Annotated in this window: 18 protein-coding genes and 1 pseudogene; 9 read left to right on the top strand and 10 right to left on the bottom strand. The window is 62.3% G+C overall.

The window, feature by feature from the left end:
• Position 1: 1 nt before the first annotated feature.
• From KYC_RS00205 to KYC_RS00170, 8 genes and pseudogenes are all read right to left on the bottom strand, one after another.
• A complete protein-coding gene (locus tag KYC_RS00205; RefSeq protein ID WP_008157520.1) occupies positions 2-1,045 on the bottom strand; it encodes an ABC transporter substrate-binding protein in 1,044 nt (347 codons plus the stop codon).
• A 45-nt stretch (positions 1,046-1,090) separates the two neighbouring features.
• A pseudogene (locus KYC_RS00200) lies at positions 1,091-1,998 on the bottom strand (TauD/TfdA dioxygenase family protein).
• A gap of 178 nt (positions 1,999-2,176) precedes the next feature.
• On the bottom strand, positions 2,177-3,376 hold the full coding sequence (locus KYC_RS00195) for a M20 aminoacylase family protein (protein ID WP_008157516.1): 1,200 nt from the start codon (positions 3,374-3,376) through the stop codon (positions 2,177-2,179).
• Between the two features lie 112 nt (positions 3,377-3,488).
• Positions 3,489-4,505, bottom strand: a complete 1,017-nt coding sequence (locus KYC_RS00190) for an ABC transporter ATP-binding protein (protein WP_043517134.1) — start codon at positions 4,503-4,505, stop codon at positions 3,489-3,491.
• Positions 4,502-5,512, bottom strand: coding sequence for an ABC transporter ATP-binding protein (locus KYC_RS00185; protein WP_043517131.1), 1,011 nt, complete (start codon positions 5,510-5,512; stop codon positions 4,502-4,504). Before KYC_RS00185 ends, KYC_RS00190 begins: the two co-directional genes overlap by 4 nt.
• An 11-nt stretch (positions 5,513-5,523) precedes the next feature.
• Positions 5,524-6,441: an ABC transporter permease gene (locus KYC_RS00180; RefSeq protein ID WP_008157510.1), complete on the bottom strand. Its 918-nt coding sequence runs from the start codon at positions 6,439-6,441 to the stop codon at positions 5,524-5,526.
• Positions 6,438-7,412 (bottom strand): ABC transporter permease, encoded by a 975-nt coding sequence (locus tag KYC_RS00175; RefSeq protein WP_008157506.1) that lies wholly within the window; start codon positions 7,410-7,412, stop codon positions 6,438-6,440. The genes KYC_RS00180 and KYC_RS00175 overlap by 4 nt, the downstream gene beginning before the upstream one ends.
• 21 nt (positions 7,413-7,433) lie before the next feature.
• Positions 7,434-9,020 (bottom strand): ABC transporter substrate-binding protein, encoded by a 1,587-nt coding sequence (locus tag KYC_RS00170; RefSeq protein ID WP_043517129.1) that lies wholly within the window; start codon positions 9,018-9,020, stop codon positions 7,434-7,436.
• A 116-nt stretch (positions 9,021-9,136) separates the two neighbouring features.
• Between KYC_RS00170 and mnmE the strand changes: the two genes are divergently transcribed.
• A complete protein-coding gene (mnmE, locus tag KYC_RS00165; protein WP_008157502.1) occupies positions 9,137-10,489 on the top strand; it encodes a tRNA uridine-5-carboxymethylaminomethyl(34) synthesis GTPase MnmE in 1,353 nt (450 codons plus the stop codon).
• 66 nt (positions 10,490-10,555) lie between these two features.
• Positions 10,556-10,978 (top strand): GNAT family N-acetyltransferase, encoded by a 423-nt coding sequence (locus KYC_RS00160; protein ID WP_008157501.1) that lies wholly within the window; start codon positions 10,556-10,558, stop codon positions 10,976-10,978.
• 95 nt (positions 10,979-11,073) lie between these two features.
• Here the strand turns inward: KYC_RS00160 and KYC_RS00155 are convergent, their stop codons facing one another.
• Complete coding sequence (locus tag KYC_RS00155; RefSeq protein WP_043517125.1) at positions 11,074-12,438, bottom strand: ClcB-like voltage-gated chloride channel protein; 1,365 nt, start codon at positions 12,436-12,438, stop codon at positions 11,074-11,076.
• Between the two features lie 489 nt (positions 12,439-12,927).
• On the opposite strand from KYC_RS00155, the gene KYC_RS00150 reads away from it, so the two are divergent.
• From KYC_RS00150 to KYC_RS00130, 5 genes are all read left to right on the top strand, one after another.
• Complete coding sequence (locus KYC_RS00150) at positions 12,928-13,605, top strand: response regulator (RefSeq protein WP_008157494.1); 678 nt, start codon at positions 12,928-12,930, stop codon at positions 13,603-13,605.
• A complete protein-coding gene (locus KYC_RS00145) occupies positions 13,595-15,079 on the top strand; it encodes a sensor histidine kinase (RefSeq protein ID WP_420796099.1) in 1,485 nt (494 codons plus the stop codon). Before KYC_RS00150 ends, KYC_RS00145 begins: the two co-directional genes overlap by 11 nt.
• A gap of 119 nt (positions 15,080-15,198) precedes the next feature.
• Complete coding sequence (locus KYC_RS00140) at positions 15,199-16,197, top strand: Bug family tripartite tricarboxylate transporter substrate binding protein (protein ID WP_008157491.1); 999 nt, start codon at positions 15,199-15,201, stop codon at positions 16,195-16,197.
• Between the two features lie 119 nt (positions 16,198-16,316).
• Positions 16,317-16,754 (top strand): tripartite tricarboxylate transporter TctB family protein, encoded by a 438-nt coding sequence (locus tag KYC_RS00135; protein WP_008157488.1) that lies wholly within the window; start codon positions 16,317-16,319, stop codon positions 16,752-16,754.
• Positions 16,751-18,277 (top strand): tripartite tricarboxylate transporter permease, encoded by a 1,527-nt coding sequence (locus KYC_RS00130; protein ID WP_008157487.1) that lies wholly within the window; start codon positions 16,751-16,753, stop codon positions 18,275-18,277. The genes KYC_RS00135 and KYC_RS00130 overlap by 4 nt, the downstream gene beginning before the upstream one ends.
• Positions 18,278-18,412: 135 nt before the next feature.
• On the opposite strand, the gene KYC_RS00125 is transcribed toward KYC_RS00130, so the two are convergent.
• Positions 18,413-19,579: a pyridoxal phosphate-dependent aminotransferase gene (locus tag KYC_RS00125; RefSeq protein WP_008157485.1), complete on the bottom strand. Its 1,167-nt coding sequence runs from the start codon at positions 19,577-19,579 to the stop codon at positions 18,413-18,415.
• Positions 19,580-19,691: 112 nt separating this feature from the next.
• Here KYC_RS00125 and KYC_RS00120 point away from each other — a divergent pair, with 112 nt between their 5' ends.
• Positions 19,692-20,726, top strand: coding sequence for an AbrB family transcriptional regulator (locus tag KYC_RS00120; protein WP_043517124.1), 1,035 nt, complete (start codon positions 19,692-19,694; stop codon positions 20,724-20,726).
• 224 nt (positions 20,727-20,950) lie between these two features.
• Positions 20,951-21,157 carry a cold-shock protein gene (locus KYC_RS00115; RefSeq protein ID WP_008157480.1) on the top strand — a complete coding sequence of 69 codons (207 nt, stop codon included), beginning with the start codon at positions 20,951-20,953 and terminating at the stop codon, positions 21,155-21,157.
• The last annotated feature ends 1,125 nt before the right edge of the window (positions 21,158-22,282 follow it).

Genomic DNA, 22,282 nt, shown 5'->3' with positions numbered 1-22,282 from the left:
ATCAGCTTCCCTGCGCCGTTACCGGATCGTCGAAGAAGTAGTCGCGCCAGCTGGCGGGCGCATTCTTGATCGCGCCCACCTTGTGCATGAACTCGGCCAGCGCAAACGTGTTCTGCGGCTCCAGCTTGAACTGCACGTCGGGATTCTTGATCACTTTGATCAGAAAGTCGCGATCCTGCTTGGCGCCGGTGACGCGCAGGTAGATGTCCGCCGCCTTCTCGGGGTTCGCGGCGGCAAAGCCGGCCGCTTCCTTCAGCGCTTCCTGGAAGGCCTTGTAGGTCTTGGGATTGTCGCGCCGGAACTTCTCGGTGGCGAACAGCACGGTAGACGAACTGGGGCCGCCCAGCACGTCATAGGAATTGAGCACGATGCGCGCCTTGGGATTTTCGGCCAGCTCCTGCTCCTGGAACGGCGGATTGCCGAAATGGCCCGTGATTTCCGTGCCGCCGGCAATGATGGCCGCCGCCGCGTCCGGGTGCGGCAGCGCCACCGAAATCTTGTCCAGCTTGTTGAACTGCGCATCGCCCCACAGCTTGGCCGAGGCCAGCTGCAGCACGCGCGACTGCACCGACACGCCCACGGCCGGCACCGCAATGCGGTCCTTGTCGGTGAAGTCGGCGATCGTCTTCACGTTCGGGTTGTTGGTAACCAGGTAGTAGGGAAAATTGCCCAGCGACGCCACGCCCTTCACATTCTGCTTGCCATGCGTGCGGTCCCAGATCGTCAGCAGCGGTCCCACGCCCGCCCCCGCGATATCCACAGCCCCGGAGAGCAGCGCGTCGTTCACGGCCGAGCCGCCGGACAGCTTGGCCCACTCGACCGAGATATCCACACCTTCGGCCTTGCCGTGCTTCTCGATCAGTTGCTGATCGCGCGCCACGTTCAGCAGCAGATAGACGATGCCGTATTGCTCGGCGATGCGGATGCGTCCTTCGGCCATCGCGGGCGTGGGCGAGGCCAGCGCAAGCACGGCAAGTATCAGCGCCAGGCCGGCGCCGGTGGCGGTCTGGACCAGTCGATCCCGGAGTGTGGAGGAAAAGCGCATGGCGTTCCTTGTGGATAAGTGGTGCGGCGGCGAAAGGGCCGGTTTTCAGAACGGCGCGTCGCCCTCGATCGTCGTGCGGTAGAGCTTGCGGCGCAGGTGATCCGGCGTGCCGCCCGCCAGGTGGATCAGCGAACGGTTGTCCCAGAACACCAGATCGTGCGGCTGCCATTTGTGGCGGTAGATGTGCTCCGGCCGGACGCTGTGGACAAACAGTTCGTTCAGCAAGGCGCGGCTTTCATCGTCAGGCAGGCCTTCGATGCGCGTGGTGAAGCCTTCGCTGACGAACAGCGCGCGGCGCCCGTTCTCGGGGTGCGTGCGCACCACCGGATGCACCACTTCCTGCACTTGCGCGATCTGCTGCGCGCTCAGATTGGGACGCCAGTTGCCTTCCTTCTGCAGTTGTCCGTACTGGGCCAGGTAGGAATGCACGCCGCGCCTGCCCTCGACCGCACTCTTCAGCGCGGCCGGCAGCGTGTCGTACGCGAGGTGCATGTTGGCGAACAAGGTGTCCCCGCCCTCGGAAGGCAGCTCCTGCGCGTGCAGCAGCGACCCCAGGCTGGGAAGCTCCTTGTACGAAATGTCCGAGTGCCAATACTTGCCCGCATCGCCCAGGCCTATCGGCTTGCCGTCTTCCAGGATGTTGGAAACCGTCAGGATCTCGGGATGGCCGGCCAGATGGAACTGGTGCAGCACGTGGATCATCAGGCGGCCAAAGCGGCGGCTGAAGTCGATGTGCTGCTGCGGGGTGATGCGCTGGTCGCGGAACACCAGCAGGTGATGATCCAGGTGCGCCTTGTGGACGCGCGCAAAATCGGCGGGCGCCAGTTCGCGCGACAGGTCCAGGCCGATGATCTCGGCGCCCAGCGGACCGGGCAGGGGGCGCAGTTCAAAAGACTGCGCCTGGGGGTGGGGGCGGCGTCTGCTTCGCGCCGCAAGGCGTTGCTCTGGGACATCTATCGCTCCGGTTCGCCTTGCGGCATATCTGGAACGACCGATTATGGAAACCGCCTCTTCTATCTCAAACGAAGTTATCGGCGTTTGAACAAAGCTTTACGTCATATAGCAGGAAGCCGCGGGGAACGACCCGCGGCTTCCTGGCGAACCGCATATAAGCAAATAGCGTATCGGTCCTTACGAGGCCGGCATAAACGCTTCCACCAGCTTCACCCAATAGGTCGCGCCCACCGGCAGCAGCGCGTCGTTAAAGTCGTAATTGGGATTGTGCAGCTGGCACGGGCCCATGCCGTGATAGCTTTCCATGCGGTGGTCGCCATCGCCATTGCCCAGGAAAAGGTACGAACCCGGAATGGCCTCCAGGAAGAACGAGAAATCCTCGGCTCCCATGAATGGCGGCATGTCGCGCAGCACGTTTTCGGCGCCGAAGGCGTCTTCCGCCACCTTGGCCGCAAAGGCCGTTTCCTTTTCCCAGTTCACCAGCGGCGGATAGGCCCGCACGAAGTCCAGCTCGCCCGTGCCGCCATAGACCTGCGGCAGGGTAGTGGCGATGCGCCGCATGTCCGCTTCGATCTTGTCCAGGGTTTCGACCGAATACGTGCGAACCGTGCCGCGCAGCACCGCTTCGCCGGGAATCACGTTGTACGCGTCGCCGGCGTGGATCTGAGTGATCGACAGCACCGCCTGCTCCAGCGGGTTCTTGCTGCGCGAGATCACGGTCTGCAGCGCGTGGACCATGTCGGCCGCGACGATGATCGGATCGACCGACGCATGCGGTTGGGCGGCGTGGCCGCCAACACCCTTGATGACGATGTCCCAGCGATTGCTCGACGCCATCGTTGGGCCCGAACGGAAGCCGAACTGATTGACCGGCATGCCGGGCATGTTGTGGATGCCGAACACGGCATCGCAGGGAAATTTGTCGAACAGCCCGTCCTTCATCATGGCGCGCGCGCCGGCGTTGCCGCCTTCTTCTGCCGGCTGGAAGATGAACACCACGGTGCCGTCGAAGTTGCGGTGCTTGGACAGGTACTGCGCGGCGCCCAGCAGCATTGTCGTGTGCCCGTCATGGCCGCAGCCATGCATGCGTCCGCTGATGGTGGACTTGTGGGCAAAGCGGTTGTGTTCGGGCATGGGTAGCGCGTCCATGTCTGCCCGCAGGCCGATGGTCTTCTTGCCGCTGCCCGCGCGCAAAATGCCCACCACACCAGTTTTCCCCAGGCCCGTGTGGACTTCCAGTCCCCACTCGCGCAAACGCTCGGCCACCAGGCTGGACGTGCGCGTTTCCTGGAACGCCAGTTCGGGATGCGCGTGGATGTCCCGGCGCAAGGCGGTCAGATCCCCGTGTACGCGTTCGATTTCGGCTATGGTCTTCATGGCTGTGGATAAACAATATTGGTTGATGGATGGCGCGTGCCCGATGGCCTGCCTATGCGGGAATTCTCGCGCCGCCCCCCTTTCCGCGTCCAGCCCTTTTTTGGCGCAGGCCTCAGGCAAGGTCATTCAGATGGCAGGCGCTGTACTGCCCCGGCGCGATCTCCCGCAGCAGCGGACGCTCCGCCTTGCAGCGCGGCATCGCATGGGGACAGCGCGGATGAAACGCGCAGCCGGTGGGAGGATCCAGCGGCGAAGGCAGCTCGCCCTTGATCGGCTGGTAGGTGCGCCGTCCCGGCGTCAGCGTCGGCAGCTCCTTCAGCAGCGCCTCGGTGTAGGGATGATTGGCCCGCGTGAACACCGTGTCGGTCGGCGCAAGCTCCACCACCCGCCCCAGGTACATGATCGCCACGCGGTCCGAAATGTGACTGACCACGCTAAGGTTATGGCTGATGAACAGATAGGTCAGGTCCAGGTCGTCGCGCAGTTTCTCGAACAGATTCAGCACCTGCGCCTGGATCGACACATCCAGCGCCGCCACGGCCTCATCGCAGACGATCACCGAAGGCTTGAGCGCCAGCGCCCGCGCAATGCCAATACGCTGCCGCTGGCCGCCGGAAAACTGATGGGGATAACGCTGCGAAAAACTCGGATCCAGCCCGACCTGGCGCATCAGGCCGGCCACGTAAGCTTCCTTGTCGCGCGACCGGATGAGCCCATGCGCCGCCGGCGCTTCGCCGATGATCTCGCGCACGCGCATGCGCGGATTCAGCGACGCGTACGGATCCTGGAAGATCATCTGCACGCCCAGTTCGTAGGCACGCCGCTCCTGGCCCGTCATGTCATGGACGGGCTTGCCGCGGTAATGCACCTGGCCGGCGGTGGGCGGCAAGATGCCCGACACAATGCGGCCCAGCGTGGACTTTCCGCAGCCTGATTCACCGACGATGCCGATCACTTCGCCAGGCTTGACCTCCAGGTCCACCCCGGCCACGGCATGCACGACCTGTGTCTTGAGACCCGCGCCAAGCAGGTTCGCAATGCGCCCGGCCAAGTCCACCGGCTGCACGAAGCGCAGCTCGACTTCGCGCAAGGCTAGGATAGGGGTAGTGTCGCGCTGCGCTACGCTCATTTGGCGTCTGGGCCTCCGGCATGCCAGCAGCGCACCCATTGCGCCGGGCGGACTTCCACGGGTTGCGGTTCGGCCAGACAGGCGTCGGTCGCGCGCGGACAACGTCCGCGGAACGCACAGCCTTGCGGCAGATTGAGCAGCGACGGTGTCATGCCGGGAATCGGCACCAGCGGCTTTCCGCGGGATTGCGGCGTGGGTATCGAAGCAATCAGACCATGCGTATAAGGATGCATCGGATGGCTGATGACCGCCTCAGTGCTGCCCGTTTCCACGACGCGGCCCGCATACATCACGGACACCCGATCGGCCAGACCCGCCACCACGGCCAGGTCGTGCGTAATCCAGATCAGGCCGGTGCCGGTCTCGCGGCAGAGCTTCTGCACTTCGAACAGGATCTGACCTTGTATCGTGACATCCAGCGCGGTGGTGGGCTCGTCCGCAATAATGAGGCGCGGCGAATTCAATAGCGCGATCGCGATCGCCACGCGCTGCCGCATGCCGCCCGACAACTGATGTGGATAAGCCCGCAGGCGCTCCTGCGGCGACGGTATGCCCACCATGGACAGCGTCTGCAGGGCGCGCTGACGCGCCTGTTCGCGCGTGGCCTTGCCATGCGCCTGCACCGCTTCTATCATCTGCGTATCCACGCGCAGCACGGGATTCAGCGTCATCATCGGATCCTGGAAGATCATGGCGATCTCCTGGCCGCGTAGCTGCCGCCACCGGTCTGGCGTGGCGGCGCGCAGGTCCTCGCCATTGAGCAGCAGCTGGCCTTCGACGATGCGTCCGGGCTCGTCCAGCAGTCCCATCAGCGAAAAGCCGGTAATGCTCTTCCCGGAACCCGATTCACCCACCAGCCCCAGGATCTCTCCTTCAGCCAGGCTGAGGTCCACGCCATCCACGGCTTTCACCACACCATTGCGAGTGAAAAAGTGCGTCTTCAAACCCTGAACATCAAGAACAGGCTTGGATCGGGCCATAGGCTGCTGCGTCGCGTGTGTGAGCATCGCACCCGCCCTCAGTTCGCGTGCCGCGGGTTGAGCACATCGCGCAGGTGGTCCCCCACCAGGTTGATCGCGATGATGGCCAATGCCAGGGCGATGCCGGGAAAGAACGAGATCCAGTACTGCCCCGACAACAGGTACTCAAAGCCGTTGTAGATCAGCATGCCCAGCGACGGCTCGGTCACCGGCACGCCGACGCCCAGAAACGAGAGCGTGGCTTCCAGTGCGATCGCATGAGCCAGGTCGATCGTGGCGATCACGATGAGCGGCGGCATACAGTTCGGCAACACATGGCGGAACAGCACGCGACCCCACGACAGCGACATGCAGCGCGCCGCCTCCACGTATTCCTTGCCGCGTTCGACCAGCGCCGCGCCCCGCGCCGCTCGTGCAAAGTAGGCCCACTGCACGACGATCAGCGCGATGATCACCTTATCCACACCCTTGCCCAGAATGGCCAGCAGCATCAGCGCGACAAGAATGGCGGGAAACGACAGCTGGATATCCACAATCCGCATCAGCAAGGCATCTGTGCGCCCCCCGAAATACGCGGCGATCAGCCCCACGGTGGCGCCGATGCCAAAGGCCGCCAGCACCGACACGGTGGCCACCATGAGGCTCGTGCGCATGCCGTAGAGGATGGCTGAGAACAGGTCGCGCGCCTGACCGTCGGTGCCCAGCCAATGACGCATGGAACCGTCGCCGCTTTCGCTGCCCGGCTTGAGCTTGGAATCCATGATGTCCAGGCTCGCAAGGTCATAGGGGTTCTGCGGCGCGATCCAGGGCGCCAGCAGCGCGGCGCCGACAATAAGCACCAGCATCACCAGGCCCAGCGTGGCCAGCTTGCTGGCAAAGAAATCCGATACGAATCTGCGCCAGGGCGACTGCTCTTTGGCCGGAACAGGGGGCGCGGCGGCGGTCTGCGTATTCATCGGCGGCTGTCCAGGCGTACGCGGGGATCCAGCACCGTGTAGATGATGTCCACCACAAGGTTGAGCATGACAAGAAAGAACACAATGAGCAGCAGATAAGCCACCACCACCGGCCGGTCCAGGTTGATGATCGAATCAATCAACAGCTTGCCCATGCCGGGCCAGGAAAACACGGTTTCGGTGACCACGGCAAAGGCCATCACCTGGCCGAATTCCAGGCCCGCCACGGTCACCACGGGAATCAGGATGTTCTTGAGCAGGTGCACGCCCAGCACGCGCTTTTCGGACAGGCCCTTGGCGCGCGCAAACTTGATGTAGTCCATGGGCAGCGCCTCGCGCGTGGCGGCGCGCGTGACGCGGATGATCATCGCGCACTTGGCGATTGCGATGGTGGCCGCCGGCAGCGCCAGGCTGAGCCAGCCGTCGAAGGTCAGCACGCTCAACTGCAGCGAGCCAATACTGACCGTGTCTCCACGTCCGCCTGCCGGCACCCATCCCAGCATCACGGCGAATACCATGATCAGCATCAGGCCGACCCAGAAGTTGGGCAGCGAAAAACCCAGCACGGAACCGGTCATGATCGCGCGCGATCCCACCGCGGCAGGCTTCAAGCCCGCAAGAATGCCCAGCGGCACGCCGATCAGCACTGACAGCAGCATCGCCACACAGGCCAGTTCCACCGTCGCCGGCATGCGCTCCAGGATCAGATGCATGGCCGGCTCGCCCGTCAGGAAGCTGTTGCCGAAATCGCCGCGCACAGCCTGGCTCATGAAGATCATGTATTGCCGCCATAGCGGCTGATCCAATCCGAGCGAGGTCCTGATCGCGGCGCGTTGCGCTTCCGTGGCTTCCGGGCTGGCCAGCATGGACACCGGATCGCCCACCATGTAGATACCCGCGAAGACCAGCGCCGACATGGCGAGCATGACGACGATGGTCTGCAGGAGCCTTCTTACTATCGTTGCAAGCACAGATCTATCGCCCGGCGCGCGCTACTTCTTTAGCGTAGCGAACTGCGCCAGCGTGACTTGATCGGGACGGCCCTGATAGCGGATGTCGTTCTTCATGGCCCACACCGACAGTTCAAAATGCACGGGCAGCATGGCAAAGTCGTCCATCGCGATATTGCTGGCGGTCGACAGCAGCTCGGCGCGCTTGGCGTCATCCATCGTGGACGATGCTTGCTTGACCAGATCGTCCATCTTGGGATTGGAATACCGGCTGCGGTTCGTAGTGCCCTGGCCGGCCTCCGGATTGCGCGTCATCAGCAAGGACGTCAACGCGTTGGACATTTCGCCGCTGGTCACCGACCAGCCCGCCAGGTAGGCGGAGAACGCATAGGAGTCGCGATTCTTGAAGAACACCGGCGGGGCCATCGCGTCCACGCTGGTCTTCACCCCGATGCGCGTCCACATGGATGCAATGGCCTGCGCCACTTTGGAATCGTTGACGTAGCGGCCGGACGGCGAACCCAGCGTGATCGAGAAGCCATTGGGATAACCCGCTTCCTTCAGCAGCGCCTTGGCCTTTTCGACGTCGGCCTTGGGCGCCTTCGAATGCTCCTTGCTCGATCCGAACATCGGATAGGGCAACAGATTGCCCGCGGGCAGCGCCACGCCGCCCATCACGCGTTCCACCAGGGCGTCGCGATTGATGGCCAGCGACAGCGCCTCGCGCACGCGCTTGTCCTTCATCGGATTCTTGTCCGTGCCCTGGATGCCGGGAGAGGGTTCGGCGTGCTGGTCCAGCGCCACGTACACCACACGCACCGACGGCGTCTCTTCGACGAACAGCTTCTTGTCGCCCTTGAGCTTGGGCAGGTCGTCAGTGGGGGGATCCTCGATCATGTCGACGTCGCCCGCCAGCAGGGCCGCCACGCGCGCGGCGGCGTTGCTGATCGGACGGTAAACCACGCGATCCCACTCGGGCTTCTTGCCCCAGTAATTGTCGTTGCGGGCCAGGACGAATTCCGCGCCGCGTTTCCAGGAAACGAACTTGTACGGGCCGGTGCCGACCAGGCCGTCGCCGCTGTTCAGTTCCGTGGTGGTCTTGCCTTCGGCCGCGGGCCCGGACGCAGCCTTCTTGGACATGATCGGCAACTGCGCCAGGTTCACCAGCAGGTTCGGGGCGACATCCTTGGTCGTGATGCGCACCGTCATTGGATCGACCGCTTCCGTCTTGGCCACCGAACCCAGATACAGCGTGAACGGCGACGGGCTGTTCGGCACCTTGGGCACGCGGTCATACGTGAACACCACGTCTTCCGCCGTAAACGGCGTGCCGTCGGAGAACTTCACGTTGGGGCGCAGCTTGAATGTCCACACCTTGCCATCCACCGTCCACGATTCGGCCAGGGAGGGTTGGGGCTTGAGCTGCGCGTCGGTGGCAACCAGGGTGTCGAAGATGGTCTGGGAAATCTGCGTGTTGGGCGTCAGCGCGTGATACTGCGGATCCATCGAAGACGGCTCGGTCTTCAATGCAATCACCAGATCGCGAGCCATGGCCGAACTGAATGTGCCAAAGGCCAGCATTACCGCGGCGGAGCCGCAGGCCAAGACACGCGAAAACCGAGATGCCATCGTGATCTCCCAGAGTTGTTTCGGGTTTTGAACCTCGGGGCCACAGTAACCAGCAAACAACGCGCCGCGCAACAGTTATATTCCCCTATTGTTCTTGCCTTGCCATAGCCCCTGATATGTCCGCCTACGCCCCCATCGCCGCCATTGCCACCGCCCCCGGAAGAGGCGGCATCGGCGTCGTGCGCATTTCTGGTGCGGACCTGTCCGGATTGGTGCGGCGCCTGTTCCAGCGAGAGCTGACGCCGCGTCACGCGCATTTCCTGCCGTTCAAATCAGCGGCCGGAGAACTGCTGGACGAAGGCATCGCGCTCTACTTTCGTGCACCGCATTCCTACACCGGCGAAGACGTGCTCGAGCTGCAGGGCCACGGCGGCCCGGCCGTGCTGCGCCGCATCCTGGACAACTGCCTTGCCGCCGGCCGGGACCTTGGCCTGCGGCTGGCAGAACCCGGCGAGTTCACGCGCCGCGCATTCCTGAACGACCGCATGGACCTGGCCCAGGCCGAAGCCGTCGCAGACCTGATCGAAGCCTCGTCGGTGGCCGCCGCGCGCGGCGCCATGGCATCACTGTCTGGCGAATTTTCGGCGCGCGTCAATGACCTGTCGGACCGCATCATTCATTTGCGCATGCTCGTCGAGGCAACCCTGGATTTCCCCGAGGAAGAAATCGACTTCCTCGAAAAGTACCAGGCGCGCCCCACGCTGGACGCCTTGACGGCCGACCTGTCGACGCTCATCGCACAAGCGCGCCAGGGCGTCATCCTGCGCGAAGGCCTGCACGTCGTCCTGGCCGGACAGCCGAACGTGGGCAAGTCCAGCCTGCTCAATGCGCTGGCGGGCGACGATGTCGCCATCGTCACCCCGATCGCCGGCACGACTCGCGACAAGGTGGTGCAGGAAATCCATATTGATGGCGTTCCTTTGCACATTGTCGACACGGCCGGCCTGCGCGAAACCGAAGACACAGTGGAGAGCATCGGCATCGCCCGCACCTGGCAGGAAATCGAGCGCGCCGACGTCATTCTGCATCTGCAAGACGCCACCCAGCCCGGCGACGAACTCGACGCCCAGATCACGGCGCGCCTGCCGGCCCGCACGCCCGTGCTGAAAGTTTTCAACAAGGTGGATCTGCTGCCCGCGCCTTTCACGGCCAGTCCCGGCGAACTCGGCATCTCCGCCAAGCGCGGCGCGGGCCTGGACGGGCTGCGCGCGGAACTCCTGCGCATCGCGGGCTGGAATCCGGGCGGCGAGTCGCCGTGGCTGGCGCGCGAACGTCATCTGCACGCCCTGCAGGACGCGGCGGAACACCTGGACCTGGCCGCCCAGCATGCCAGCCAGGACGACCGCGTGCTGGACCTGTTCGCCGAAGAACTGCGGCTGGCCCACGACAGCCTGTCCGGCATCACCGGGAAGTTCACCAGCGATGATTTGCTGGGCGAGATCTTCTCTAGTTTTTGCATCGGGAAGTAGCTGGGTAGCACGGCTATGCACGCCCCTCCCGAATCCCACGCCATACGGCCCGCAACCCTCGCGGACGTGCTCGCCGTCAAGCGCATCGTCAAGGACGCATACACACCCTACATTGCGCGCAACGGCGCCACGCCCGGACCGATGCTGGACGACTATCCCGCACGCGTTGCCGAGGGTGTGGTCCATGTTCTGGATACGCGCGACGGCATCCAGGGCGTGATCGTGCTGATACCCGAACCGAATTCATCGTGCATGCTGCTGGACAACATCGCCGTAGCGCCGCAAGCGCAGGGGAAAGGGTACGGGCGCGAAATGATGCAATGGGCGGAAGACGCAACTCGCCTGGCGGGTTTTGCGCACATCCGTCTTTACACGCAAGAGATCATGACGGAGAACATCTCCATCTACCAGCGACGCGGATATCTGGAAACCCATCGCGCCACGGAAATCGGCTTGAATCGTGTTTTCATGAAAAAAGCCCTTTTTTAAGGGCTTTCTATCAAATCCTTGAATGTCATTTTGGACATCAAGATGGTAGCGTCGGAGCAAAAGAATAAATATGAGCTTTTACTCGCTATTTACATTCAACGCCTTTCTCCGCGCACAGGAACCCTGAAATTCCGATTGACCGCCAATGACTTTGCGTAGACCGATTCCGGGCGGATGCGCTGCGCAATGACATAGCCCGTCATGCAGGCAAGCATCAGCGGCAGCATGACTTCATAGCTGAGCGTCATCTCGAAAATCATGAGCACCGACATCAGCGGCGCATGGGTCGTCGCAGCCAGCAGTGCCCCCATGCCCACTACGGCGTAGCTGGACACCGCCGAAAGGCTGCCCGCGGGAAACAGACTCTGCAGGCCAGTCCCGTACAGCGCGCCCAGCGCGGCGCCGACAAATAACGTTGGCGTGAACACGCCGCCCACCGCGCCCGACCCGACGCTGGCGGCAGTGGCCAGCATTTTCAGGAACAGAATCGCGGCCACGGCCTGCCAGGCCCATTGCGTGTGCAACATGCTGTTGACCACGCTGTAGCCATTGCCCCAAACCGCAGGATTGATCACGGACAGCGCGCCGACGATCAATCCGCCCGCGGCCATCCGTATCCACAGCGGAAACAGCAATCGTTGGAACGCCGCGCGCGACGCGTCAAGAAATCTCAGGAACTGTGGCGCCGCCAGTCCGGCGATAAGGCCCAGTCCCAGGTAATTGATGACTTCCCAGCCGGATACGAACTCAAAATGCGGCATATGGAAGACCGCGTCGTAGTGCAACACCTGGCGGGTGACGATGTTCGCGACTACCGACGCCACGGCCAGCGGAACCAGCGTGGCCGAGGAAATCGCACCGTAAACGATCTCGGAAATGAAGAGGGCGCCCGCAATGGGCGCGTTGTATGCCGCGGTGATCCCCGCCGTCGCGCCGCATGCCACCAGCAGCCGCAAATGCCGGGGCGGCAGCACCAGGTAACGGCCGGTCAGCGACGCGCACATCGCCGCCAACTGCACCATTGGCCCCTCACGCCCTATGGAAGCGCCCGATCCTATCGAAAAAATGGATGACAGGCTGCGCGCCACGGTCTGGCGAAACCCGATGACGCCCCGGCCGACCGAAATCGCTTCCATATAGTCGGCCGCGCCGCGCCTGGGCAGCCAGCGGGAGGCGAGCTGCAGGATCAGACCCGCTATCGCGCCCCCAGCGGCCGGCATCAGGAAGCGTTGCCAAGGATCCATGCCCCGGGCCAAAGACACCATTCCGTGTGGAATATCTCCTCCGCCCAGCAGTATCTGGATCCAGGCCAGCAGTTCGCGGAACACCACCGTCGCCAGGGCGCCAGCCAGTCCCATCACGCCCGCGATGCACAAGGTCAAGGCCGCATTTTCAGCCAGCAGACCGCTTCTCAACCGCCTTGCCCACCCGGGTTTTCTGATTCTGATGTCTCGTTCCATGGCGGAATTCTACGGTGAATGCTGATCACTTTTTGTTCAGTCCCCTGTAATGAAAGCGCCTGCGTCTCCCCTGGAATCCCCGCGTTCGGCAACGCCTTGGAGGCTCGTTTAGACCCCTTGCAAGGGCAGAAATCCGGGTAGGCGAGGACGTGTTTTCCGGGGTAAAAGTGCCGCTTTGCCACCCGGTTTGCAGGAAAGGGGCTGTGGATAACTCCTAAGGCGGCAACTTGTGCACATGTTGTGGAGGCAAGTTGAACAAGCAGGGGTTTTCGGCCAGGTCCAAAATCTTGTCCAACTTCAGCTTTTTTCCCACACAGAGTTCTTGCACAGGCAAAAACGGCTGCAAGATGATGAAAAAAAAGAGGTTTTCAAGGTTAAGGTAGTTATCCACAGCCCTTATTAATCATTAGTCTTTATATAAAGAGAAATAAAGGAAAAGCCAAACATGCTTTCCCATTCCGCCCAGCCATCGCCCCCCGGACTGCGTCCATGCGTATCCTCTTGATCGAAGATGAAGCCGAACTTGCCCGTTGGCTTTCCAGAAGCCTGGCCAGACATGCCGGCTTTGTCGTTGAGTGGGCTGATGACGGATTGGTCGCCGAAAGAAGACTGGCGATCGAAGAATTCGATGCGGTCATCCTGGATCTCGGACTTCCGGGCATGGATGGCCATACTTTGCTGGCGAAGATTCGCGCGCGGGACGACCGTACGCCGGTGCTGGTCTTGACCGCGCGCGATTCACTGGCCGAGAAAATCGGAACCCTGCACCAGGGAGCGGACGATTTCCTGCCAAAACCGTTTGTTGTGGAAGAGTTGGAAGCGCGTCTGATTGCGCTGATCCGGCGCAGCCGCGGACGCGAACATCCGCGACTTGCCCTGGGAAACCTGGCTTTCGAAACTTCCGCACAAAAATTCACTGTCGACGGACAGCCCCTGCAGTTATCCCCACGTGAACACGCGGTGCTGCGAGTCCTGATTCAGAAAAGCGGGGAACCCATCAACAAGCAGCAAATTCTTGACCGCATCCTGACGGACGATGCGGACATCAACCTGGAAGCTATCGAGGTGCTGGTGCACCGATTGCGCAAAAAATTGGCGGAAAGCAGTGTCCAGATCGTGACCCTGCGAGGCATGGGCTACTGCCTGGAGAACCTTGTTGACAACTAGAAGTCCGGAAAAAAGCGCTGATTTCCCGGCGAAAAAACGCAGCCGGACACTGAAAACCCAGTTGCTTTGGTGGCTGATTCCAACGCTGGTCCTGGTGATGATGGCCGCGCTATGGCTGTCCAACCACCAGTTGCGCAACCAGGTCGACATTGCCTACGACCGTTCCCTTTCCGGAGCGCTGCGCGCGATCGACCACAACATATCCACAGCCAGCGGTGGATTAGCCATGGAGCAGCCGTACCTGATGCTGGAATTTTTCGAGCTGACGGCCAATGGCAGCGTTTTCTACAGGGTGGCGACGGAGGACGGGCTGGCTGAAATCGGACACCCGGGGCTGCCCCTGCCCGAACAGCCGCTGGTTTCTGGCGAACCGCGGTTTTTCTACGCGACCTACCAGGGGGCGCCGGTACGGGTCGCCGCGCTGGCGCGTCCCATGGACCCGCCCTTGTACGCCAACAAAGGGGGACGGGTTATCGTCCAGGTGGCCGAGGGGCTGGAAAGCCGTCAGGCGTTCCTCCACAAGGTCCTGGTGCGCTCCGTGGAACGGGACCTGGCGGTGATCCTCATCAGCGTGCTGGTGATCATCCTGGGCGTTTTCATGGCTCTCAGACCCCTTGAACGGCTCAGACAAGAAGTCAAAAGCCGATCTGCGGACGATTTAAGCCCCGTCAGCGCGTCCGACATGCCAGGGGAGGTCCTACCCCTGGTCGCGGCCGTAAACCTCCATATGGCCCGTTTTGCGGCTTTGGGGAGGGTCCAGAGCCAGTTCCTGGACGACGCATCTCATCAATTGCGCACACCGTTGTCCGTTTTGCGGACCCAGACTGCGTACGCCCTGCGTGAAACAGACCCCCAGGAGGTCCGTACAGCCCTTCTGGCGATGCAGGAGGGGTTGGACAGGGCTGTACGCACCACCAACCAGATGCTCGCCCTGGCGCGCGCTAAAGACGCTTCCCTGGCCGAAGGGGGCTTTGCGGCCGAACCGGTAGACCTGGCCGACCTGGCGGACGGGGTCATCCGTACCCTTTTGCCGGCGGCGCGCGCCCGACAGCTGGACATCGGACTGGAGGCGAACTGCAGACCCGCGATGGTCAGCGGAGCCGAGTGGCTCCTGCGGGAGGCGGTCAGCAACCTGGTCGACAACGCAATCCGCTACGCCGCCCAGGGAGGGGTGGTCACCGTCCGGATAGAAATCGGATCGGCAGAGGCGCGTCTGGCCGTGGAAGACGACGGTCCGGGGATGACTGACGAGGACATCGCCCGGGCGTGCGTGCGGTTCCGGCGGGGCGCCGCGGGCAAGAACACCTCCGGCGCGGGCCTGGGCCTGGCCATCGTGGGGACCATTGCCGAAATCCTGGGGGCGCGCCTTATGCTGGAGAACCGGCAGGGGCAGTCGGGATTGCGCGCGGCATTGGTGTTTTCCCTGGAAAAGGGGGCGGATGCTGCGCCGCGGCACGAAATCAGCCGGAATTGAAAGCTTGTGGAAAGCTTCGATTTTGTACGGTTGACGGCACTGGAGCCTTCAAGGCGCAACAAATCGCCGTGACGCGGCTCCAGCTCATACCTAGACCTATAAATCCTGGAGACGCAAGAATGCACACGAGTCTGAAGCTGCGCTTCGCCGCCGTCGCGGCGCTTGGCGCGATTACCCTGTCCCTGGGGACCGCCCAGGCCGCCGAAGAACCCCGCCGGCCGGAGTGCATCGCGCCGGCCCAGCCTGGGGGCGGCTTCGACCTGACCTGCCGCCTGGCCACCGAAGGCCTGAAACAAAGCGGGGCGCTCAAGACTGCAATGCGCATCGTCTACATGCCCGGCGGCATCGGCGCCGTCGCGTACAACAACATCGTGGCCCAGCATCCCAACGAGCCGGGCACCATCGTCGCGTTTTCGGGCGGTTCGCTGCTCAACCTGGCGCAGGGCAAATTCGGCAAGTACAACGTCAACGACGTGCGCTGGCTTGCCGCCATCGGCACGGATTACGGCGTCGCCGTGGTGCGCAACGATTCCCCGTACACGGACCTGAAGGGCCTGATGGACGCCTTCAAGCAGGATCCGACCAAGATCGTGCTGGGCGCCGGCGGCACCGTGGGCAGCCAGGACTGGATGAAGGCCGCGCTGACCGCCAAGGCGGCCGGGGTCGATTTCAAGAAAATGCGCTTCGTGGCGTTCGAAGGCGGTGGCGAGGCCGTGACCGCGCTGCGCGGCGGCCATATCCAGGCCTACATGGGCGACGCGGCCGAAGCCTTCACGATGTTGGAAGGCGGAGCGCCGATCCGGGTGCTGGCCGTGTTCAACGACCAGCGGCTGCCGGGCAAGCTGAACACCGTGCCCACCGCCAAGGAACAGGGCTACGACATCGTCTGGCCGATCATCCGCGGCTTTTACGTGGGGCCCAAGGTGTCGGATAGCGACTATCAGTTCTGGGTCGACGCGTTCAACAAGACGACGGCCGCTCCCGAGTTCGAAAAACTGCGCCAGCAGCAGGGCCTGTTTCCGTTCAACAAGACCGGACCCGAGCTCGACGCCTACGTGAAGAACCAGGTCAAGCAGTACGGCGAACTGGCCGACACGTTCGGCCTGATGAAGAAGTAAGCGGCCCGCAAGGACCATCCTCCCGATCGCGCGCCCGCATGGGCCAACCCGCCGCCGGCACGGCCGGCGGCGGCGGATCGTTGCGCCGCGCGCCGCGACTACAACGGAAAACGTGGATCATGAATGATCGAATCCTGGGCATTGCCGCCCTGGCGCTGGCTGTCTTCATGACGGCCGCCGGATGGGGGATCGAGGCCCCATTCGCCTACGAGCCTGTCGGCCCGCGCGCCTTTCCCCTGCTCCTGGCGCTGATCATCGGCCTGTGCGGCCTGTGGCTCGTCTACAAGGGCGGCCATGCCGTCGAACCAAATCCCGCGGGCGCCAATGGCCGCATCGCGCTGATGGTCGTGTTCGTCACGATCTATGCCTTCCTGTTCCAGTGGCTGGGCTTTGTCATCGCCACGTCGCTGATGACGGTCTTCGTGGGCCGGCTGTTCGGGGGCGGATGGGTCAAGTGCGCCATCGGCGGGGTGGTGATGAGCCTTTTCTTTTTCGTGTTGTTCGACAAGGTGCTGGACGTGGTCCTGCCCGGCGGACTGCTGGAGAACCTGATATGAGCGGCATTCTCGATCATCTTTCGATAGGCTTTGGCGTCGCCTTTTCGCTGACGAACCTCCTGGTGGCGGCCATCGGGTCGTTCATCGGGACCATGGTGGGCGTGCTGCCGGGGCTGGGGCCTGTTAATGGCGTGGCGATGCTAATACCCATCGCGTTCGCGATGAACCTGCCGCCCGAGACTGCGCTGATTCTGTTGGCCGCCGTGTATGTGGGGGCGGAGTATGGCGGCCGCATCACGGCCATCCTGTTGAACGTGCCCGGCGAAGCCAGCGCCATCATGACGACGCTGGATGGCTATCCGCTGGCGCGCCAGGGGCTGGCCAACGTCGCGTTGTCCTTGTCCGCCTGGTCGGCATTCTTCGGCGCCATCGTGTCTGTCGTGGGCATCATCCTGCTTGCGCCGATGCTGGCGAAATGGGCGCTTGCCTTTGGTCCGGCCGAATATTTCGTGCTGATGATCTTTGCGTTCTGCTGCCTGACCAGCCTGCTCGGCAAGCAGCCGATCAAGGGTGTGCTGGCGGCGATGATAGGCCTGTCCATCTCGGTGGTCGGCGTAGACGCGAACTCGGGCGTTTATCGCTACACCTTCGAATCCGTGCACCTGGCCGACGGCATTGATTTTGTGGTGGTCGTGATTGCATTGTTCGCGGTCAGCGAAATGCTGGAAATGCTGGAAAAGGTGATGGCCGGCCATAGCGTCGAGGTCAAGCCCAGCGGCCGCAAGCTGTTCAACCTGAAAGAGATGGCGTTTACGTGGTGGAGCGTGGTGCGCAGCGCGCTGGTGGGGTTCGGTGTAGGCGTGTTGCCGGGGGCGGGAGCAAGCGTGGCCGCGGCGGTCGCGTATTCGCAGGAAAAGCGCATCATCGAGGCCAAGGATCCCGACGCCAAGTTCGGCAAGGGCGATATGCGCGGCCTGGTGGCGCCGGAAGCCGCGGCGACATCGTCCGCCATTGGCTCCTTCGTTCCGATGCTGACGCTGGGCGTGCCGGGTTCGGGAACCACCGCGGTGATGATGGGGGCGCTGACGCTCTACAACATCACGCCGGGGCCGGTGCTGTTCGACACCAAGCCGGAACTGGTCTGGGGGCTGATCGCATCGCTGTTCGTCGCCAACGTTCTGCTGTTTGTCATGAACGTGCCGTTGGTCCGCTTGTTCTCGAAGGTGCTGTCCGTACCCGGCTGGCTGATGGTGCCCGGCATCCTGTGCATCAGCTACATCGGCGTGTATGCCATCAATGCGGGCACATTCGATCTGCTGCTGGTGGCGGGCATCGGGACGCTCGGGTATTTCCTGCGCAAGTTCGGCGTGCCCATGGCGCCGCTGGTGCTGGGCGTGGTGCTGGGGAACATGATGGAGCAGAACTTGCGGCGCGCGCTGTCGATCACGGATGGCGACGTGGGCGTGTTGTTCTCGAGCCCCGTTTCGATCGCGTTGTGGTTGGCGGCGGCGGCGGTCGTCATCGTGCCGCAGATTTTGCGCCGGATGCGGGCCGCAAGAAAGGTTGCTGCCGGGCCGGTTTGATCCGGCTTCAGAGATGCTTTGGAAAAGGCTGTTCGCCAGAACTTGAATTGATGCTGGAATGAATAAGGGGCGCCTGCTGGCGCCCCTTTTGCTTTTGCATGCACTATAAATGCGAGCTTTAACTCATATAAAAATTCAGACGTGCTGCAGCCGCTCCAGCGCCGCATCGAGCGTAGCGTCCTTTTTCGCGAAGCAGAACCGCACGATGCGATGGTTCGATTCGGGAGCGTCGGGCTGGCGATAGAACGCCGAAACCGGGATCACTGTCACTCCGTGCTTTACCGTCAGGTCGCGCGCGAAATCGGCCTCGCTCTGCTTCGAGATCTGGCTGTAATCGGCCAGCAGGAAGAACGTTCCGGGACTGGGCAATGGACGGAAGCGGGTCTTGGCCAGGCCTTCGGAAAGACGGTCGCGCTTGGCCTGGTAGAAGGCCGGAAGATCCAGGTAGGGCTTGGGGTCGCGCATGAATTCGGCCAGCGCGAACTGCATGGGCGATGGCACGGTAAACACCATGAACTGGTGAACCTTGCGCAGCTCGGCGCTGAGTTGCCGGGGCGCGCAGCAGTAGCCGATCTTCCAGCCCGTGGTGTGATAGGTCTTGCCGAACGACGAGATCACGAACGCATGTTCGGCCAGCAGAGGACGCCGCGCGACGCTGGCGTGGGGCTTGCCGTCGAACACGATGTGTTCGTAGACCTCGTCGGACACCAGCAGCACGCCGGTGTCGCGCACGATGGCTTCCAGCGCGTCCAGATCGCTTTCTTCTAGCACGGCCCCGGTGGGGTTGTGCGGGAAGTTGAGCATGAGGAGGCGCGTCTTGGACGTGATGGCGTCGCGCACGCGCTGCCAGTCGATGCGGTAGTAGGGGTCCGCTTCGGTGGGCGCGCGCAGCGGCACGGGCACCGCGGTGCCGCCCGCCAGGCGGATCGCGGGCAGATAGGAGTCGTAGCAGGGTTCAATGACGACGACTTCGTCGCCGCTGCCCACGGCGGCCAGCACGGTGGCCATCAAGGCTTCGGTGGCGCCGCTGGTGACGGTGATCTCGGTTTCGGGATCATAGGCGTGGCCGTACAGTTCGCGCGTCTTGGCAGCGATGGCTTCCCGCAGCGGCGCAACGCCCGGCATGTAGGGATATTGGTTATGGCCATCGGCCATTGCTTTGGTCACCAGCGCGCACAGTGCCGGGTCCGGATCGAAATCAGGAAAGCCCTGGCCCAGGTTGATGGCCTTGTGCTCGATGGCCAGGCGGCTCATCACGGTGAATATGGTGGTGCCGACGTCGGGAAGTTTGGATCGGATCATGTTGGACGCGAAGGTGAACGCTGGTAGGCAAAGAGAGTTTTCGTAAGTATCCCACTAACTCATAATTCATTTTTCATGAGCTTCTAACGTGGATGGGATTGTGGGTCAGAACATGCTGTTGCGGGTGGCGGGCGGATTCGGCATAGCGCTGGCCGGCGCGTTGCTTGCGGTTTGGGCGCACATGCCTTTGCCATGGATGCTGGGGGCGTTGCTGTTGACGGCCGCGACGCGAATCGCCGGCGTGGGAACCGCCTGCCCCAGGCCGGCCCGCAACGCGGGCCAGTGGGTGATCGGAACGTCCTTGGGTCTGTACTTCACCCCACAGGTGCTTGGGCATATCGGGAGCAATGCGGGGCCCATCATCGTCGGCATGGTGTTCGCGTTGGCGCTGGCCTTTCTGGGAACGGCCATTCTGCGCCGCTTCACGGACGTCGATTTCAAGACGGCGTGGTTTTCGTCCGCGATCGGGGGGGCCAGCGAGATGGCGAACCTGGCCGAGCGGCATGGCGCAAGAATCGACCGTGTGGCAACCGCCCACAGCGTTCGCGTGCTGCTGGTGGTGGTAGCGGTGCCGTTCATTTTTCAATGGTGGGGCGTGGCGGGGCTCGATCCCACAGTGCCCGGTCCCAGGGACGTGCATGGGCTCGGTTTGGCGGCGCTTGTGGCGCTGACCATGGTCGGCGGGGCCGCGTTTGTGAAGCTGCGCCTTCCCAATCCGTGGGTATTGGGTCCGATGCTCGTCGCCATGCTGCTGACTGTGTCGAATATCGAACTGTCCGCATTGCCAGATTACGTGCCCAAGGCGGGACAGCTGCTGATCGGCTGGTCGCTCGGACACCGCTACCGGCCTGACTTCTTTCGCGCCGCACCGCGCTTCATTGCCGCGGTAGCGGGCTTTACGGTCCTGGCGTTAATGCTGGCGTTCGGGGTGGGAGCCATGCTGTCGCTATGGTCCGCGGCGCCGATTCCCACGCTGATCCTGGGTACGACGCCCGGCGGCATCGCCGAGATGGCGATCACCGCCAAGGTGCTGCAGCTCGGCGTTCCGGTGGTGACGGCGTTTCACGTCACACGCATGGTTTTCGTCGTGATCGTCACGGGGCCGATCTACACATACCTGGCGCGGAAGCAGTCGAATTCCGCCTAGCGGTACTGCCATTCCAGTGAAAAAAACGCCACATTGGGGTAAACAACTATATGAGTCTGTAATGCCGGATGAGTATGCTGGATTCCGCAGTTGATTCAAGCAGCGCGCGGACTCGTTCTGCCGCACTGGCGACAAGCGGGAACACAGGTTTTGCACCGATGGTTCAGTTCGCACGGCGTCCTTGATTCATTGCATTTCGTTTTATTTACAGGACGCTAGAAAAAATGGCTCAGAAGGGCAAAGTCAAATGGTTCAACGCTGACAAAGGCTTCGGCTTTATTACGCCGGATGTTGGCGGCACCGATGTTTTCGCACACTTTTCCGCCATCCAGGGCCGCGGCTATCGCAGCCTGAACGAAGGGCAGGAAGTCGAATTCGAAGTTAAGGATGGTCCGAAAGGACCTCAAGCGGCCGAAATTCGCCCGCTCTAAATCGGGAAATCCCAATTTCCCGCCAGCCAGGTTAGGCCTGGCTACAACGCCCCAAGACCTCCGGGTCTGGGGCGTTGTGTTTTTTGGCGAGCCTGATCGGTAGCCCTCCATCTCTGATAGTTAGTGTTTACTAACATATTCTCGACCACTGGATAACTCTGTGGATAATTATTTCCGGGAATGAGCATTCAGGTGCTCAGTAATGAAGCAGGCCGAAATGCCGCGGCCGGTTTTACACAGTTTTCCCGTTAATGGTTTACCGTCCATGGCGCGCGCCCTGAACCCGACGATACTGGGCAGGCTGGCGCAGAGACAGCAGTAACGAATGGAGTTTCCCCTGGGAAGTCGGGTATTTAGCGCAGATTTGCTGCCGCTCCTTGTCCCTGCCCATCTTTGATAATTGACTCCCAAGCGCTCGGATTTGTCTGATTTTTCACCTGGCGAGCGCGGTTGTTCACAAAGATATCCCCATCCCGGTTATGCACAGAATTAGTCCCTTGGATATCCAAAATGAGGGTCTCAGCCTGTGGATAGAAATGGGGATATCGGAAAGCGCAGCTGCTTTGGCGGACGCTGTTGCAGCGGGCGCGACCCTGGATTGGTGTCCACGCCGACGCGGCGGCAGGGCGCTTTGTTCGGCCGGATTCAACATCAAAATCCGATCGCCGAGTTTTCCACAGCGTTTCACATGAAGTCTTGCCGCCTCGGCCATAAGGATGATGGCGCTGCGCGGATAGTGCGAGCAAGATAATTGTCGGGTCAATGAAGATTGTTGTTTATCGTCTTGACCAGGCGAAGTCAGCCGGCGGCAGAATAACTTTGTGGATAAATCGTCGGCCTGGCAATTTGCGCGATTGGACTGGATCAGACTTTAAGAGTTCCCCGCAGGACGCCCGGTTCTGGGCGGGCTGGCTGCGAGCGTGTCGCGTTGCCTTTATATGGGGGCATCGCGATGAGTGAGGTTTCGGTCGCTTCGGCGCTAAGACATTGATTTATCGGTCCGGGGATTTTGGCTTAGCAGGGCTGCCGTTTTCCGTTATGGAGAAGTAGTTGGCGCTTGGGGATATCTGATTGTCCCGGTTTTGCTGCCTTTCCTTTTTCAGCACCAAGAGTTTCAGGCGCTTG

The sequence above is a fragment of the Achromobacter arsenitoxydans SY8 genome, assembly GCF_000236785.1.
GTDB classification, from domain to species: Bacteria; Pseudomonadota; Gammaproteobacteria; order Burkholderiales; family Burkholderiaceae_B; genus Achromobacter; species Achromobacter arsenitoxydans.
Note: the sequence above shows the minus strand (reverse complement) of the source record. Positions and strands in the feature narration are given on the sequence as shown.